The sequence below is a fragment of the Sphingomonas phyllosphaerae 5.2 genome (assembly GCF_000419605.1).
Classification (GTDB): Bacteria; Pseudomonadota; Alphaproteobacteria; order Sphingomonadales; family Sphingomonadaceae; genus Sphingomonas; species Sphingomonas phyllosphaerae_B.
Genome location: NZ_ATTI01000001.1, coordinates 1,522,501 through 1,537,977 on the forward strand (window position 1 = coordinate 1,522,501; position 15,477 = coordinate 1,537,977).

Consider the following 15,477-nt stretch of genomic DNA (forward strand, 5'->3'; position numbering starts at 1 on the left):
CGAAAACTATTGAGGTAGTGCCTCGAGCGAATACCGTGGGGGGTAGAGCACTGGATGGGCTAGGGGGTCGCGAGATCTACCAAACCTAACCAAACTCCGAATACCCATGAGTACTACTCGGGAGACAGACGGCGGGTGCTAAGGTCCGTCGTCAAAAGGGAAACAGCCCTGACCTACAGCTAAGGTCCCCAAGTCACGTCTAAGTGGGAAAGCATGTGGGAATCCCAAAACAACCAGGAGGTTGGCTTAGAAGCAGCCATCCTTTAAAGAAAGCGTAACAGCTCACTGGTCTAAATAAGGGTTCCTGCGGCGAAGATGTAACGGGGCTCAAGACGTGCACCGAAGCTTAGGGTGTGATCATTGATCACGCGGTAGCGGAGCGTTCCGTAAGCCTGCGAAGCGATCTGGTAATGGGTCGTGGAGGTATCGGAAGTGCGAATGCAGACATGAGTAGCGATAAAGAGGGTGAGATGCCCTCTCGCCGAAAGACCAAGGGTTCCTGCGCAAGGCTAATCCGCGCAGGGTGAGCCGGCCCCTAAGACGAGCCCGAAGGGGGTAGTCGATGGGAACCACGTTAATATTCGTGGGCCTGGTGGTGTGTGACGGATGGTGTGTGTTGTACGTCCTTAACGGATTGGACGTGCTTCGAAACTGTCCCGGGAAATAGCCCCACCGTATAGACCGTACCCGAAACCGACACAGGTGGTCAGGTAGAGTATACCAAGGCGCTTGAGAGAAGTGTCCTGAAGGAACTCGGCAAATTGCCTCCGTACCTTCGGAAGAAGGAGGCCCCATGTAGGCGCAAGCCATCATGGGGGGCACAGGCCAGGGGGTAGCGACTGTTTAGCAAAAACACAGGGCTCTGCTAAGTCGGCTTCAAGACGACGTATAGGGCCTGACGCCTGCCCGGTGCCTGAAGGTTAAGTGGAGGGGTGCAAGCTCTGAAATGAAGCCCAGGTAAACGGCGGCCGTAACTATAACGGTCCTAAGGTAGCGAAATTCCTTGTCGGGTAAGTTCCGACCTGCACGAATGGCGTAACGACTTCCCCACTGTCTCCAGGACATGCTCAGCGAAATTGAATTCTCCGTGAAGATGCGGAGTACCCGCGGTTAGACGGAAAGACCCCGTGCACCTTTACTGCAGCTTCAGAGTGGCAGTGGACAAGAACTGTGTAGCATAGGTGGGAGGCTTTGAAGCATCGGCGCCAGCCGGTGTGGAGCCAAAGGTGAAATACCACCCTGTTGTTGTCTATTGTCTAACCTCGTACCGTGAAACCGGTACAGGGACCCTCTGTGGCGGGTAGTTTGACTGGGGCGGTCGCCTCCTAAAGAGTAACGGAGGCGCGCGAAGGTGGGCTCAGGCCGGTTGGAAACCGGCTGTTAGAGTGCAATGGCATAAGCCCGCCTGACTGCGAGACTGACAAGTCGAGCAGAGACGAAAGTCGGTCATAGTGATCCGGTGGTCCCTCGTGGAAGGGCCATCGCTCAACGGATAAAAGGTACGCCGGGGATAACAGGCTGATAACCCCCAAGAGCTCATATCGACGGGGTTGTTTGGCACCTCGATGTCGGCTCATCACATCCTGGGGCTGGAGCAGGTCCCAAGGGTTTGGCTGTTCGCCAATTAAAGTGGTACGTGAGCTGGGTTCAGAACGTCGCGAGACAGTTTGGTCCCTATCTGCCGTGGGCGTCGAAATTTGAGAGGAGTTGACCCTAGTACGAGAGGACCGGGTTGAACGTACCTCTGGTGTACCTGTCGTCGTGCCAACGGCGCAGCAGGGTAGCTATGTACGGACGGGATAACCGCTGAAAGCATCTAAGCGGGAAGCCTCCCTCGAGATAAGATTTCTCAGGACGGTCGGAGACCACGACCTTGATAGATCGGATGTGGAAGCGCGGTAACGCGTGAAGCTAACCGATACTAATCGTCCTATTCGCGCTTGAGAGCACACACCCCCAACATCAACGTTGGATGTGGGTGACTTCCAGACAAATCATAATGTGCATCGATTTTGAACCTCCCTGGCCTCAACAACCAGGGAAAACCCCCGTATGCTGGCCCCATTGCCTGGTGGCCATAGCGTCGGTGTCCCACCCGATCCCATCCCGAACTCGGACGTGAAACCCGACCGCGCCAATGGTACTATCGCTCAAGCGATGGAAGAGTAGGTCGCCGCCAGGCATTGAAGCCAGCACACGCAAAGAACCCATCACAATCTCCAAAACACCCGGCGCGGGGTGGAGCAGCCCGGTAGCTCGTCAGGCTCATAACCTGAAGGTCACAGGTTCAAATCCTGTCCCCGCAACCATTCCAGAATTCTCAAAGCGTCTCTGCAAGTCCCGGGGCGTTTTTTTCCATGCCTGTTGCCAATGCGTTGCGCCGGATCAGCGCTTCCCGCGAGGTGCCGGCACGTGCTCCTGAAACCCGGCACGTCGATTTGCTTTTGGTGGGGGCAGGTGGGGGTATCGGGGTGCGCGAAAGGAGTGGCGCCCCCATGGCTCTCAAGGAACTCGACGTGAAGTACGCGACCCGCCGGGATCGCGATTACAAGCTCGCCGGTGGCAGCGGTCTCTATGCCCTCATCCGGCGCAACCGCACCAAGCTTTGGCGGATGAAATACCGCTTTGACGGCAGGGAGAAGATGCTGTCATTGGACACCTACCCGTCAATCAGTCTCGCCGAAGCACGGGTGAAACGCATCAGGGCCAAGGCGTTGCTCGACGGACCGGCGCGGTCGCTGGCTGTATGGATGATGTCTTCATCGAGCGGCTCTCGCGGTCGCTGAAATACGAGTGCGTTTACCTGAACACATTCGTGACCGGCTCCGAGCTGCGGACCAGGCTCGGCAGATGGTTCGCCTATTACAACGGGCAGCGCCTCATCCCCGCCTTGCCGGCCGAACGCCGGAGGAGGTGTATAGGCAGATCGGGGCAACGCCATACCCGGGTCATGCGGATATGGCGTTCGCCAGAATGGCGGCATAAACCAACCAGGGTATAGCTTAGCTCAGCCGCCAAACTGCCCAGGATGGGAGACCACCTCAGACTTCGTTTCACGGAAGCATCGTGCTGACGCTAACAGGATAAGCGATCGGCGCAAATTTCGACATGAAGAATCGCTTAAGGAAAGAGGGAATGATGCGCGCACGGTCCTGATCGCCGAGATCCGCCGCCGTGGCAGCGATATCGGCTGCTCCCCCGGCAAGCGATCGCCCGACCACGGGACGTTCGGCTTCGACGGCGCGGGCATGGACCGGAGCATCAAGCCCGGCGACGATTTCTACGCCTATACCAATGGAACTTGGGCGAAGAACACCGCGATCCCCGCCGACGAATCGAACTATGGCGCGTTCAACGTGCTGCAGGATTTGTCGCGGGAGCGCGCGCGGTATCCTCGACGCGGGGAAGAGTGACGGCAATTCCAAGATCAGTCGCGCCTATGCCGCCTTCCTCGATGGCGCCGCGATCGAGACGGCAGGGCTGGCACAGATGGGGGAAATCTGCGATGCGGGCGGTACGCGGTCCAAGTGACCGCGTGTCGTCACATTTCCGGCTGTGATATGAAAAAACTTAGGAGGCCTCGCCCATGGATAGCGAGTCCTAACCACCTGAACAGCCTGAAAAGGCGTCCGGCTCAACCAGCAAGCTTGCGTCTGTCCGAATAGACCTGGCGCCCCAAACACGCGAAGCTCTGGTGGGCAGCGATCCCAATCTATTGGCGGATTGTTTTCTACACCCGTGACTAGGTGTCTAGGTTGTGTCTGCATTCATCGTAGCCAGATCATGGCACAGGCGAGATGTACGAAGCCCATGAAGGCAGTGATGGTTTTCTCGCAGCGCAGGGCGATGCGGCGGAAGCGTTTGAGCTTGTTGAAGAAGCATTCGACCTGATGCCGCTCCTTGTAGAGCCGCCAGTCGATTGACGGTTTTTTGGTGCGGCTGGGGTTTGCCTTGATCTGCGCGGTCGCGCCGAGATCATCGACGATGAAGGCGCGTAGCGGGTCGGCGTCGTAGGCGGCATCGGCGATGACGTGCCCGACGCCCTGTTAACCGGCCAGGAGGTTCCTGGCTTGCGGGGCGTCGCCATGTTGCCCCGGCGTGGGATGAATGCGGATCGGCAGACCGATGGCATCGACGGCTGCATGCAATTTGGTCGTCAGCCCGCCACGGGAGCGACCGATCGAGGCAGCTTCAGCCCCCCTTTTGCGCCGCTCGCATCGGCGTGGACTTTCGAGATGGTGCTGTCGATCAGGACGTATTCGAAGTCCGGCGTGTCGGCCATGCTATGGAAAAGCCTCTCCCATATCCCTGCGTGCGACCAGCGCCGGAACCGCGCATGAACCCCTGACCATTTACCGAACATCTCCGGCAGATCCCGCCAGCGTGCTGAGTTTCCCGCCATCCACAGGATCGCGTCCACGAACAGCCGGTTATCCATTCCACTCCGGCCGGGCATCCCCCTGCGTCCGGGAAGGTGACCTTCGATCCGCGCCCATTGCTCATCCGTCAGTGTCCGTCTGCTCACCGCTGGCTCCTTCCGCCAACCTTGAATCAGAACTTCACATCAAACGGAATCCCTGAATGCAGACACGACCTAGAGCGTGATGACGTGGATCTGAATCGCTGAGGATTTCCATTGGGCTGGCGATCTGATTCAATGTGCGGGTTGGCGAAGGAGGCCAGCCAGCATGTCAAAGCCGTATTCGATGGACCTGCGGGAACGGGTGGTCAGGGCAGTAACCGCCGATGGCATGTAGTGTCACGCGGCTGCTTCACGCTTCGGGGTGGCGCCGAGTTCGGCGATCAAATGGGTGCGGCGCTTTCGCGATACGGGCAGCGCCGCGCCGAGCCGGATGGGTGGTCGCCGATCCAACATCCTGTCTGGCGCGACACGTGACTGGCTGCTGGAGCGGATGACCCGCGACTTCACCGTGCGTGGACTGGTAGCGGAGTTGGCGAGCCGCGGACGTGAAGGTCGACTATGTTCAGGTCTGGCGGTTCGCCCATGACGAGGGGCTGAGCTTCAAAACAAAGCGTGCTGCCCGCCGAACAACTCCGTCCCGCGATCGTCCGGCGTCGGGCGCAGTGGAAGAAATACCAGGTCGGCTTGATCCGGCGCGTCTCGTCTTCATCGATGAGACGTGGGTGAAGCCTGTCCTGAGCCTGCCGAAGGGACGAACATGGCCCCCTTGCGCGGTGGGCACCGGTCGGCCAGCGGCTCCATGCCAAGGTGCCCTACGGCCACTGGCGCACGATGATGTTCCTGGCGGCGCTGCGCTGCGACCGGATCGACGCGCCGTGCGTGCTGGACCAGCCGGTCAACGCGCAAAGCTTCAGCGACTATATCGAGCAGTGTCTCGTGCCGACGCTGTCGCCCGGCGACGTCGTCATCATGGACAACCTCTCCAGCCACAAGAAACCCGCCATCCGCAACGCTATCCGTGCGGTCGGTGCCAGGCTGCTGTTCCTGCCGCCCTACAGCCCGGACCTGAACCCGATCGAACAGGTCTTCGCCAAGCTCAAGCACCTCATGCGCAAGGCCGCCGAGCGATCCCACGAGGCAACATGGAGACGCGTCGGCACGCTTCTCGATGCCTTCTCCCCCCCCCCCAGAATGCCGCAACTACCTCGTCAACTCAGGATATGGGTCAGCTTGATGTCATCCAACTCTAGTCCCGGCATTTGGTGGATCGGGTCGACGATGAACCGATTTGGCTTTGACGTCCCACATCTTGGCGATTTATTCGTAGGGTGTGAGCCCGCAGGGTGTCTTGAGCCGGCGGGCGAAGTTGTAGGCAGCCATGAAGTCGGCGGGGTGCGTTCGCAGTTGGTCGTGGCTCTCGTAGTGGAAGCGTTTGACGGTCGTCTCCTTGATGGTTCGGATCATCCGCTCGACCTGACCGTTAGTCCAAGGATGGTTCGGCTTGGTGAGCCGGTGCTCGATGCCGTGCGCGTCGCAGATCCTTCGACAGTTTGCACCTCGGCGATATCGATGTGGAAGAAGCCGATCGGGTAGCGTTTGAAGCGCTGACGCTTTGGCTTGTCGCCTTCGATGTCTGGCAGACGGGAAATGCCATGTCGCTGGAGGCAGCGGTGCAGCGCTGACCGTGTCAGGTGCGGTATCGACGGTTGCAACGCATAAAGGCAGTCGTCGAGAGGCAGCAGTGTGTGCCGGCGGAACGCCACGGCCACTACCTCTTCAGCCTCGGACAAGGTCGTTGAATGAGGGGCCTTCGGCCCGGTCTTCAGATCCTCGACGTTTGCCCCCTTGCGCCACTTCGCAACTGTCTTCGGGTCGATCCCCCAACTCACGGCTCAGCGTCGCGAGCGACGCTTGCGATCGCTGTATTGCTGCTCGAACAGCGTGCATGGTCGTGGCGCTCCCGGAACGTACCTGTCCCATGCGGCTTCCTTCCATTCCAACGAACGGATCGCACCATCAAACCCTGGGATCAAACAACTAGGGCCCGAGCTTCAGGGGTAAGTCACGTATGAGCGCGATCATTAATTCACGTCCTGCTGACCAATGAGCTCCGAGGGAATATCGTACATTTCCGCAGAATGGACGTAGTGATCCTCGTCCACTCGAGCCATAGTAATTCTCCTAGGGTCAGGACTCATTGGTCATAGCCAGAAGATGACTGTGGCCGCGAGGGCGACGGCGGAGAGGAAGACCGTTGGGCATCGGTCGTAGCGTGTGGCGACGCGGCGCCAATCTTTCAGGCGGCCGAACATGATCTCGATGCGGCTGCGGCGCCGGTAGCGCCGCTTGTCGTACCTGACCGGCTCGTTGCGCGATCTACGGCCCGGGATGCAGGGCTGGATGCCCTTGGCTTCCAGGGCGTCCCTGAACCAATCCGCATCATAACCGCGATCACCAAGCAGCCATTGCGCCTTTGGCAGATCGTCGAGCAGAGCTGCCGCGCCGGTGTAGTCGCTGACCTGCCCGGCGGTCATGAAGAAGCTCAAGGGCCGCCCATCCGCATCGCTGACGGCATGCAACTTGGTGTTCATACCGCCTTTCGTGCGGCCGATCAGGCGGCCGAGATCCCCTTTTTAACCCGCAGGCTCGATGCCGTGCGGTGTGCCTTCAGGTAAGTCGCGTCGATCATGACTGTTTTCGGCACGGCCTCCGCTGACGCCAGACCCTCCATCATGCGCAGGAAAACGCCCCGTTCACCCCAGCGCTTCCACCGGTTGTACAGCGTCTTGTGCGGACCATACGCGCTCGGTGCATCACACCAGCGCAGTCCGTTGCGATTGACGAAGACGATGCCACTCAGCACCCGTCGGTCATCGACCCGCGGCTTGCCATGGCTCTTGGGGAAGTACGGCTGCAGGCGCGCCATCTGCTCATCCGTCAACCAGTACAGGTCGCTCATCCACGCTCTCCTCACGGGGCCTGAATCAGATCGCGGCGCTCACATCAATGGGTCCTGACCGTAGCTTACTGTTCTCAACTTCGCTTCAGTCGCGCTCGCGACAGACGCCGATCTTCCAGGGAGTAGTACAGCCAGACCTCACCGTCGCGACTGGTGACGGACGCGGCGAAGGCGATGTCGCTCGCGGTCCGGTCCGGAGCCGGGGGCGGGGTGACGAGCGGTTCGATGCAGCGGTCCACCACACGCGTCAGTTCGCGGTCGAACGCCACCCAGCCGATCCGCCAGCGCGCGTCGTGCGTCGCACCGTTATAGAACATCACCGGCATTTCGGGATCGTCGAGCAGCATCGGGCCGGTCGACAGATGCCAGTTGTCCCACCCGTCTTCGCGCGGCATGAACGGCGTCGGCTGCTCGTTCCATGGCCCATCGACATTAGCGCCGATTGCGAGCCCGACGCGGCTCGCCTCGTCGGCGGCATATTCGTAGAACAGGCTCCAGCGCCCATCTTTCTCACGATCGACCGTCGCTTCCTTGGTGTTGCCGAGCGACTTGCTTGAGGCGAGCGCCACGCCGGCCTTGGCGAGTTGGCTGACGGTCGGCCCCGTCGCGTAGAACATCTCGCCATGCGCCATGTCGGCTTCGACGCCGGTATAATAGACGACGTAGCTGCCGTCGTTCATCTTTACCACGGTGGGGTCCTCTACCCCACCCGCATCCTTCTCGCCGGCGGCGCCGGGCAGGATCGAAGGCTGATCGAGCATCGCGAAACGGACTCCGTCGTCGCTCCACCCGGCCCAGATAATGCCCGTATCGGTCATCGGCTCGCCCGGCCGCGTCACTGCGCGCACCATGATCCCGAACCGACCATCGGGCTCGAGCCAGACGTACGGGCTCATCAGGTCGCGTGCCATCAATTGCGGCGGTCCCATCAGCTGTATATCCTGCAGCTCCTGGACGTTGAAATCGACGACTCCCGCGGACGGATAGAGCAGCACCTTACGGTCGCCGGTCACGCTGTCGGCGGGCAGGCGCGAGCGGACAATCGGCACCCCTGGCGTGATCTCCGACTGGTTCGTTGCCGCGGCCTTCGAAGACGGCGTGGCCGGGTTGTTCCCGATCATGCGCCGAGCGCCTGCATCAGCGAAAGACCGCCGTCGATCACGATCCGCGAGCCCGTGATGTACGAGGCCTTGTCCGATGCGAGGAAGACCGCGAGATCGCCAACCTCTTCGGGCCGGCCCGCGCGATCCAGCGGGATGTTGCGTTCGAGCGACCGGCGATAGGCGAGATCGGTGCTGGCGCGCGCGTTCATCGGTGTCAGGATCATGCCCGGCTCGATCGCATTGACCCGTATCCCGTTGGAAGCCTCCTCGATCGCGAGCGTCTCGATCAGGTTGGTCAGACCGCCCTTCGCCGCGCAATAATCGGCGCCGCCCGCGCGGACGGCATAAGCGTGGATCGAGGATATGTGGATGATCGCTCCGGGAGTGTTGGCGGGACGATCGCGAACGAAGCGGCGCGAGGTGAGGAACGCGCCCGTCAGGTCGGTAGCCAGCATGCGCTGCCATTGCGCCAGCGTCATTTGCCGGACCGGCACGCCAGCCATGTTGATCCCGGCCGAATTGACCAACACGGTGACGAGGCCAAACGCATGTTCGGCGGCCGCGAACGCCGCCTCGACCGAGGCTTCGTCGCCGACGTCGCACTGCACCGCTATCGCATCGCCGCCCGCTCCCTTGACCTTCGCGACGGTGTCGCTTCCGTCGATACGGGCATCATGGAACAACACCACCACTTTGTCGCCCAGCGCTCCGAATGCGATCGCGCAAGCCGCGCCGATGCCGCTTTCCGCGCCGCTTACCAACACGCATCTGCCGTTCGCCACCCGCGTTGCCCTTTCAATCGTTCACGGTCGTATCGGCGCTGCCCGCAGGCAAAAGCAAATATCATTTCTGTCATGTTAGAGCTGACAAAATGCCCGGCAGCATCCCGATGGATGCGGGCTGTTTGCGCGTTCGGGCGCCGTGTCCAAAGCGGCTGGTCCGCGAAGTTGAACGAACGACGGTTCTAGGTGGTAGCGTAGAGGAAGCGACGGGGGGCGCCGTCCTCAGCAGGGCCGGGCAGGTGATAAGCACCTTTCCGCTCTCGCGCTCGACGTTGACCGGCAGCGGCGTGGGCGGGATCTGGCGCGTTCCCGAGCGGCCGCGCTGACGACTTGGTCCTAGCGGTGAGCAGGAGCGACATGCCGGGCGTGCCGCCAAGACGTTCGACGTTGGCCACTCGGCCGCTTGGTTTGCGATGTCGATGACGCTGACACAGATGGCGTTGCGCATCCTGTCTCTTTCGACCACATTAATCGTCTAATTTGATGCTTTCGGGCACCACGGACGGGGTTGTGCGATGGATTTCACGGTGACCGAAATCGATCAGACCGATTGTCGCCTTCTAGGCGAGCTTTCCGCCGACGGACGAATGTCCGACGTCGCGCTCGGCGAACGTGTCAATCTTTCGAGCACTGCGACCGCACGGCGGCGCAAGATCCTGGAAGAGCGCGGAATGATCGCGGGCTACACCGCCAGCCTCGATCTCGATCGGCTTGGCTACGGCATCATGGTGCTGGTGTCGATCGAGTTGAACTCGCAGGCGGAGCAAGCGCTGATCGAGTTCGAGGAGGCGGTCATGCAATGTCCGTCGATGAGCTTCTGTAGCTTCGTTTCCGGTGACACCGACTTTATCATGATGGTGCATGTGCGCTCGTTCAACGACTATGACCGGGTCTACCGCAGCGAGCTCTCGCGCTTGCCGTATGTCGCCAAGATCCGCAGCAGCTTCATCATGCGTCAGGTCGCCCGCCGTGGCGTTCCGCCGGTGGTATTCGAACGCTAATCTGTACGCCATGCCGTCAGCCGCAACTTCGCGGCGGCGCGCGCCGCGCCTCTTCGATCTTTGACACGTCCCATCGTCCCCATGGCGTTCGAGATTCGTCCTCCGCATTAGATCGCAGTTCGCGCAAAGGACCAGACCGGCCTTTCTGCACGATTTTCCGGTGATTTCGATCCGCAGCGCTCGAAATCATCATTCGACAACGAAAATACCATGATTTTTCCGAAGATCGCCCATGCCCTAACGTGCAAGCTTATAACGATCGACACGGGGATCGACGCAGTAATGTTGCGCGAAACCCCTCGTCGACACCGTTGCACCCGATCAAGGCGGGGCAAGTCGGCCTGACTTTGATGTGCCTTTCCGGGTGCGTCAGAGACGACACTCAGGGCCGGGGAGAGGATGCCAGCAAGGCTGGTCGATTTTCTCGGGGGTGTTCGGACATGCAGGCAACGTCAACCACGGCATTACGGCGGCGCTACACGGCCCGGCTCGTCAACATGCTGCTGCTTGGTACAGCGGGTACGGTTTGGGGCGGCAGCGCAGCGGCACAGGTACCCGTGTCCTTCGCTGCGCGCCAGCCGTCCGAAGCGGGCGGCGAGCCCGTTGCGGTCGACACCGCGCTCACGCCGCCGCCGACCCAGGATACCGGTGCCGATTCCGTGCCGTCCGATGACATCGTTATAACCGGCAGCCGCATCGTCCGCGACGGCTATAGCGCGCCCACTCCCGTCACCGTGCTGGGCGCCGCCGACCTGGCTGCCCAGCGCCCCGCCAACGTCTCCGACTTCGTCAATCAACTGCCTTCCATCGCGCAGGGCAGCACTGCGGCGAACAGCTCGGGCTCGCTGTCGAACGGACTTGCCGGGATCAACTCGGTCAATCTCCGCGGATTGGGCGCCGGGCGCACGCTGGTGCTGCTCAACGGGCAGCGCTCCGTGGCCTCGGCCGTCAACGGCGTGGTGGATGTGAACACCTTCCCACAGGACCTGATCGAGCGGGTCGAGGTCGTCACCGGCGGCGCGTCGGCGCAATATGGGTCGGACGCCGTCGGCGGGGTCGTCAACTTCATCCTGGACGAGAAGTACCGCGGCATCAAACTCGCCGCCGACACCGGCATCACGGACCGTGGTGACGGCCACAATTACCGGTTCGCCGCGACGATCGGCAAGTCACTGGCCGGCGACAGGCTCCACCTGCTCGCCAGCGCCGAATATTACCATCAGGACGGGGTCGCCACGATCGCGCGCGACTGGAACGATCGCGGGTACTTCCAGATCAACAATCCCGCATACACCGCCGACAACGGCCTGCCGCAACGGCTGGTCGGCGGGGGCTTCGGCCCGGCCACCTACACGGCGGGCGGGCTCGTCACCGCCGGGCCGTTGCGCGGTACGTATTTCCTCGCACCGGGCACCACCGGACAGCTTACCTACGGCACCACCAACGCCACATCCTCGCCGTGGATGGTCGGCGGCGACTGGCGCACCACGCTCGCCGGGCACGTCGGCAGCAACTCCCTGTTGCCCAATGAAAAACGCATCAGCCTCTTCTCCCGCGTCGGCTTCGATCTCACACCCGACGTGCAGGTCTACGGGCAGGTCTCGTTCAACCGCTACGAAGGGCAGAGCTTCTACCAGCAGACGCCGAGCACCGGCGTCACGATCCGCGCGGACAACGCCTATCTGCTGACGCAATACCGCGACGTCGCCGCGCGCATGGCGGCGGCAGGGGTGTCGAGTTTGACGATCGGAACCTCGAACGCCGGCTTTCCCGTGCCCGGCAGCGACAACCGTCGCGATGTCTATCGCTACGTCGGTGGCGCGAAGGGCAAGTTGAGCGTCTTTAATCGCAGCTGGTCGTGGGACGTCTACTATCAACACGGCCTCACCAAATCGCATGAGGAACTGACCAACACCTGGAACAACGCGCGGATGGCGCTGGCGCAGGACGCGGTGCTCTCCGGCGGACAGATCGTCTGCCGCTCGACCCTGACCAACCCGGGCAACGGCTGCGTGCCGATCGACCGGCTTGGTACCGATGGCCCGTCGGCGGCGGCGCTGGGCTACATCTACGGTGCGGCGCAGCCGCAGCGCGATCAGTCGATCCAGCAGGACGTCGCCTCGGCGAGCATCAGCGGCACCGTGTTCGATCTGCCCGGCGGGGCGGCGGCAATCGCCTTTGGCGGGGAGTGGCGCAAGGAGCAGATCGACGGTCGCGTCGACCCGCAGTTCAGTTCGGGCTGGCTGTATGGCAACTATCTGGTCAACCGCGGCGACTATAATGTGAAGGAGGGTTTCGTCGAGATCGACCTGCCGCTGTGGCGCGGGTTCACGGTCAACGCCGCCGGGCGCTACACCGATTATTCCACCTCGGGCTCGGTCTTCACATGGAAGGCAGGCGCGACGTTCGAGCCGATCCCCGACCTCAAGTTCCGCGGCACCTACAGTCGCGACATTCGCGCGCCCAATCTGCAGGAGCTGTTCGCCGCCGGGACGGCGCGTACCAACACCGTCATTCTGCCCACGAACGCCCCCGCTACGGGATCGCAGCAGTTCCTCGAAAACACCATCGGCAATCGTGCGCTTGATCCCGAGAAAGCGAAAAGCTGGACGGTCGGCGCGGTGGCAACCCCGCGCTTCCTGCCCGGCTTCACGGCCTCGTTCGACTATTATGATATTCGCATCAGCGACGCGATCGGCACGATCACCGCGCAGAACACCGTCGATTTCTGCTATTCCGGGACGACACTTTATTGCGATAATATCGTCTACGCTGGCGGTGCGCTCAGCTCGATCGTCATACAGCCCTTCAACTTCGCCAGCCAGGTGGAGAAGGGCTTCGACATCGCGGTGAGCTATCGCCGCGACCTTGCCGAGATCGCTTCCGCTTTACCGGGCCGCCTGACGATCAACGGCGCGGTGACGCACTATATCGAGAACGTCATCGACAACGGCATCTTCCCTGTCGATTATGCCGGGATCAACGGCGGCAGCCTGTCGGGCACCTATTCGTCGCCGAGCTGGCGCTATCGCGTCAGCACTTTCTACGAACTCGACGCCTTCACGCTCAACCTCGTCGGCCGCGGGTTCGGCTCGGGCGTGTACGGCAACGATTATATCGAGTGCACCAGCGGCTGCCCGGTGTCGACGACGCAGTACCGCACGATCAACGACAACGACATCGGCGGTGCCTTTTACCTAGACGCCTCGCTTGGCGTGAAGCTGCGTGCCGGCGGGCGCGAGGGATCGCTGACCTTCATCGTCACCAACCTGCTCGACAAGGATCCGCTGCTCGTCGGCAACGGCCCCGACGGCAACAACACGCCCGCTTACCCACAGACATCGCGCAGCCTTTACGACGTGCTCGGCCGCAGCTTCCGCGTCGCCTTCACCACGAATTTCTGACCGCCGAAACCAACGGGAGATACGATATGACGACGTTCCGCGACGCCGTGACCGCGCTGCTGCTCGGTACGCTGCTTACGCCCCAGGCGGCGCTGGCGCAGGCCGGCAAGGCGCTCAAGCGCGAGGCCGAGAACAAGGTCGACGCGCAGGCCAAGGACATCCAGGTGATGGTCGACCAGGTGTTCAGTTATGCCGAGCCGGGCTTCCAGGAGGTCCGCACCTCGGCCTATCTCACCGCCGTGCTCGAAAAGGCCGGCTTCACCGTGACGCGCGGCGTTGCGGGCATCCCGACCGCTTTCACCGCTACCTGGGGCGAGGGCGGGCCGCTGATCGCGCTGGGCAGCGACATCGACGGGCTGCTCGGCGTATCGCAATATCCCGGCATGGCCGAAGCCAAGGCGATGGTGGAGGGCGGCCCCGGCCACGGCGAGGGGCACAATGCCGGCCTGCCGCTGGTGATCGCCGCGGCGATCGCGGCGAAGTCGGTAATGGAGAAGCATCATATCCCCGGCCGTCTGATGATCTGGCCCGGCGTCGCCGAGGAGCTGCTCGCGACCAAGGCCTATTATGTCCGCGAAGGGCTGTTCAAAGGCGTCGACGCCTGCATCTTCACCCATGTCAGTAGTGAATTCGGCACCGCTTACGGCGACTTCGGGATGAACGGCATGGTGTCGGTCGAATATCAATTCCGCGGCAAGACCGCGCACTCGGCAGGGATGCCGTGGGAGGGGCGCTCGGCGCTGGATGCCGTCGAACTGATGAACACCTCATGGAACTTCCGGCGCGAGCATCTGCCCGTCACGCAGCGCTCGCACTACGTCATCACCGATGGCGGCGGGCAGCCGAACATCGTCCCGGCGACCGCGTCGGTATGGTATTACTTCCGCGACCGGAGCTTTGGCGCGATCAAGTCGATGTACGAGACGGGCAACGAGATCTCGGAGGCAGCCGCCAAAGCGACCGGCACGACCGTCAGCCATCGCGTGCTCGGTTATGCCGCCCCCAATTTCGGCAACAAGCCCATGGCCGAGGCAGCCTATGCCAATATCGCTGCGGTCGGTATGCCGCACTGGTCCGCCGACGATCAGGTTTTCGCCAAGGCGGTGCAGCAAGCCAACCAGCGCAAGGTCGAACCGCTCAAGGCCAAGGTGAGCGAGCTGTCGACACCCGAAAACCGGCCGCAGTCGATCGGCGGGGGCTCTGATGACATCGGCGACATCATGTGGGCGGTGCCGACGATCACGATCCGTTTTCCCTCCAACGTGCCCAACATGATCGGCCACCATCTCACTTCGGCGATGGCGATGGCCACTCCGATCGCGCACAAGGGCGCAGTCGCAGGCGCCAAGGCGGTGGCGATGACGGTCCTTGATCTGATGACCTCGCCCAAGCTGCTGGCGCAGGCCACAAGCTATTTCAATGATGTGCAGCTGAAGAGCGACAGCTACGCCCCACTAATCACCGCGCAGGACAAACCCGCTATATGGCTCAACGAGAAGGTGATGCGCGACATGCGGCCCCAGTTGGAGAAATTCTACTATGACCCCGCACGCTACCCGAGCTATCTTGAGCAGCTGGGGATCAGCTATCCAAGCGTAACGATCGAAAGCAAGAAGGCGCCGTGACCTAAGATCAACAAGTGGCAACTTCGATGAGCTGCAACTTGTAAATAAGACGCAAGCGGACTTTCCTGAATGCTTCGCGCATGAGGCGGAGATAACCTCTGCCTCATGCCTCATGCGTCTTGTGCCTCGGCCGCAACGCCAGGCAGAACTTGCTATATCCGCGCGTAACCGACCGCGACC

6 protein-coding genes, 1 tRNA gene, 2 rRNA genes and 6 pseudogenes (1 of these 15 only partly in view) are annotated in these 15,477 nt (G+C 61.8%); 10 read left to right on the top strand and 5 right to left on the bottom strand.

The features are described 5' to 3' along the window. The 6 genes and pseudogenes from SPHPHY_RS0107085 to SPHPHY_RS21340 form a co-directional block, all read left to right on the top strand. Positions 1–1,945 (top strand): 23S ribosomal RNA (locus tag SPHPHY_RS0107085) (it extends 836 nt beyond the left edge of the window). Between the two features lie 122 nt (positions 1,946–2,067). Beyond that, a 5S ribosomal RNA gene (rrf, locus tag SPHPHY_RS0107090) occupies positions 2,068–2,182 on the top strand. Positions 2,183–2,232: 50 nt separating this feature from the next. Further along, positions 2,233–2,309, top strand: a tRNA-Met gene (locus tag SPHPHY_RS0107095). Positions 2,310–2,495: 186 nt separating this feature from the next. Further along, a pseudogene (locus tag SPHPHY_RS22480) lies at positions 2,496–2,663 on the top strand (Arm DNA-binding domain-containing protein); the annotation flags it as partial. 49 nt (positions 2,664–2,712) lie between these two features. Then, positions 2,713–2,985 (top strand): annotated as a pseudogene (locus SPHPHY_RS21335) (integrase core domain-containing protein); the annotation flags it as partial. A gap of 167 nt (positions 2,986–3,152) precedes the next feature. Then, positions 3,153–3,486: pseudogene (locus SPHPHY_RS21340) on the top strand (M13 family peptidase); the annotation flags it as partial. A 281-nt stretch (positions 3,487–3,767) separates the two neighbouring features. Here SPHPHY_RS21340 and SPHPHY_RS21930 read toward each other — a convergent pair. Continuing rightward, positions 3,768–4,525 (bottom strand): annotated as a pseudogene (locus SPHPHY_RS21930) (IS5 family transposase). Between the two features lie 163 nt (positions 4,526–4,688). Here SPHPHY_RS21930 and SPHPHY_RS21350 point away from each other — a divergent pair. Further along, positions 4,689–5,657 (top strand): annotated as a pseudogene (locus tag SPHPHY_RS21350) (IS630 family transposase). On the opposite strand, the pseudogene SPHPHY_RS21355 reads toward SPHPHY_RS21350, so the two are convergent. From SPHPHY_RS21355 to SPHPHY_RS0107155, 4 genes and pseudogenes are all read right to left on the bottom strand, one after another. Next, positions 5,632–6,403: pseudogene (locus SPHPHY_RS21355) on the bottom strand (integrase core domain-containing protein). The pseudogenes SPHPHY_RS21350 and SPHPHY_RS21355 sit on opposite strands and share 26 nt — an antisense overlap. Positions 6,404–6,624: 221 nt before the next feature. Continuing rightward, a protein-coding gene (locus SPHPHY_RS21360) for an IS5 family transposase (protein ID WP_156024961.1) occupies positions 6,625–7,382 on the bottom strand; the annotation gives its coding sequence in 2 pieces (ribosomal slippage) (positions 6,625–7,049 and positions 7,049–7,382; 759 coding nt in all). 74 nt (positions 7,383–7,456) lie between these two features. Beyond that, positions 7,457–8,503, bottom strand: coding sequence for a glycosidase (locus SPHPHY_RS0107150; protein WP_022686004.1), 1,047 nt, complete (start codon positions 8,501–8,503; stop codon positions 7,457–7,459). Further along, a complete protein-coding gene (locus tag SPHPHY_RS0107155; protein ID WP_051148393.1) occupies positions 8,500–9,246 on the bottom strand; it encodes an SDR family oxidoreductase in 747 nt (248 codons plus the stop codon). Before SPHPHY_RS0107155 ends, SPHPHY_RS0107150 begins: the two co-directional genes overlap by 4 nt. Positions 9,247–9,782: 536 nt before the next feature. On the opposite strand from SPHPHY_RS0107155, the gene SPHPHY_RS0107160 reads away from it, so the two are divergent. From SPHPHY_RS0107160 to SPHPHY_RS0107170, 3 genes are all read left to right on the top strand, one after another. After that, positions 9,783–10,268, top strand: coding sequence for an Lrp/AsnC family transcriptional regulator (locus tag SPHPHY_RS0107160; RefSeq protein ID WP_022686006.1), 486 nt, complete (start codon positions 9,783–9,785; stop codon positions 10,266–10,268). Between the two features lie 440 nt (positions 10,269–10,708). Next, positions 10,709–13,672 carry a TonB-dependent receptor plug domain-containing protein gene (locus tag SPHPHY_RS0107165; protein WP_028056599.1) on the top strand — a complete coding sequence of 988 codons (2,964 nt, stop codon included), beginning with the start codon at positions 10,709–10,711 and terminating at the stop codon, positions 13,670–13,672. A 26-nt stretch (positions 13,673–13,698) separates the two neighbouring features. Then, positions 13,699–15,297, top strand: coding sequence for an amidohydrolase (locus tag SPHPHY_RS0107170; protein WP_022686008.1), 1,599 nt, complete (start codon positions 13,699–13,701; stop codon positions 15,295–15,297). Positions 15,298–15,477: the final 180 nt, after the last annotated feature.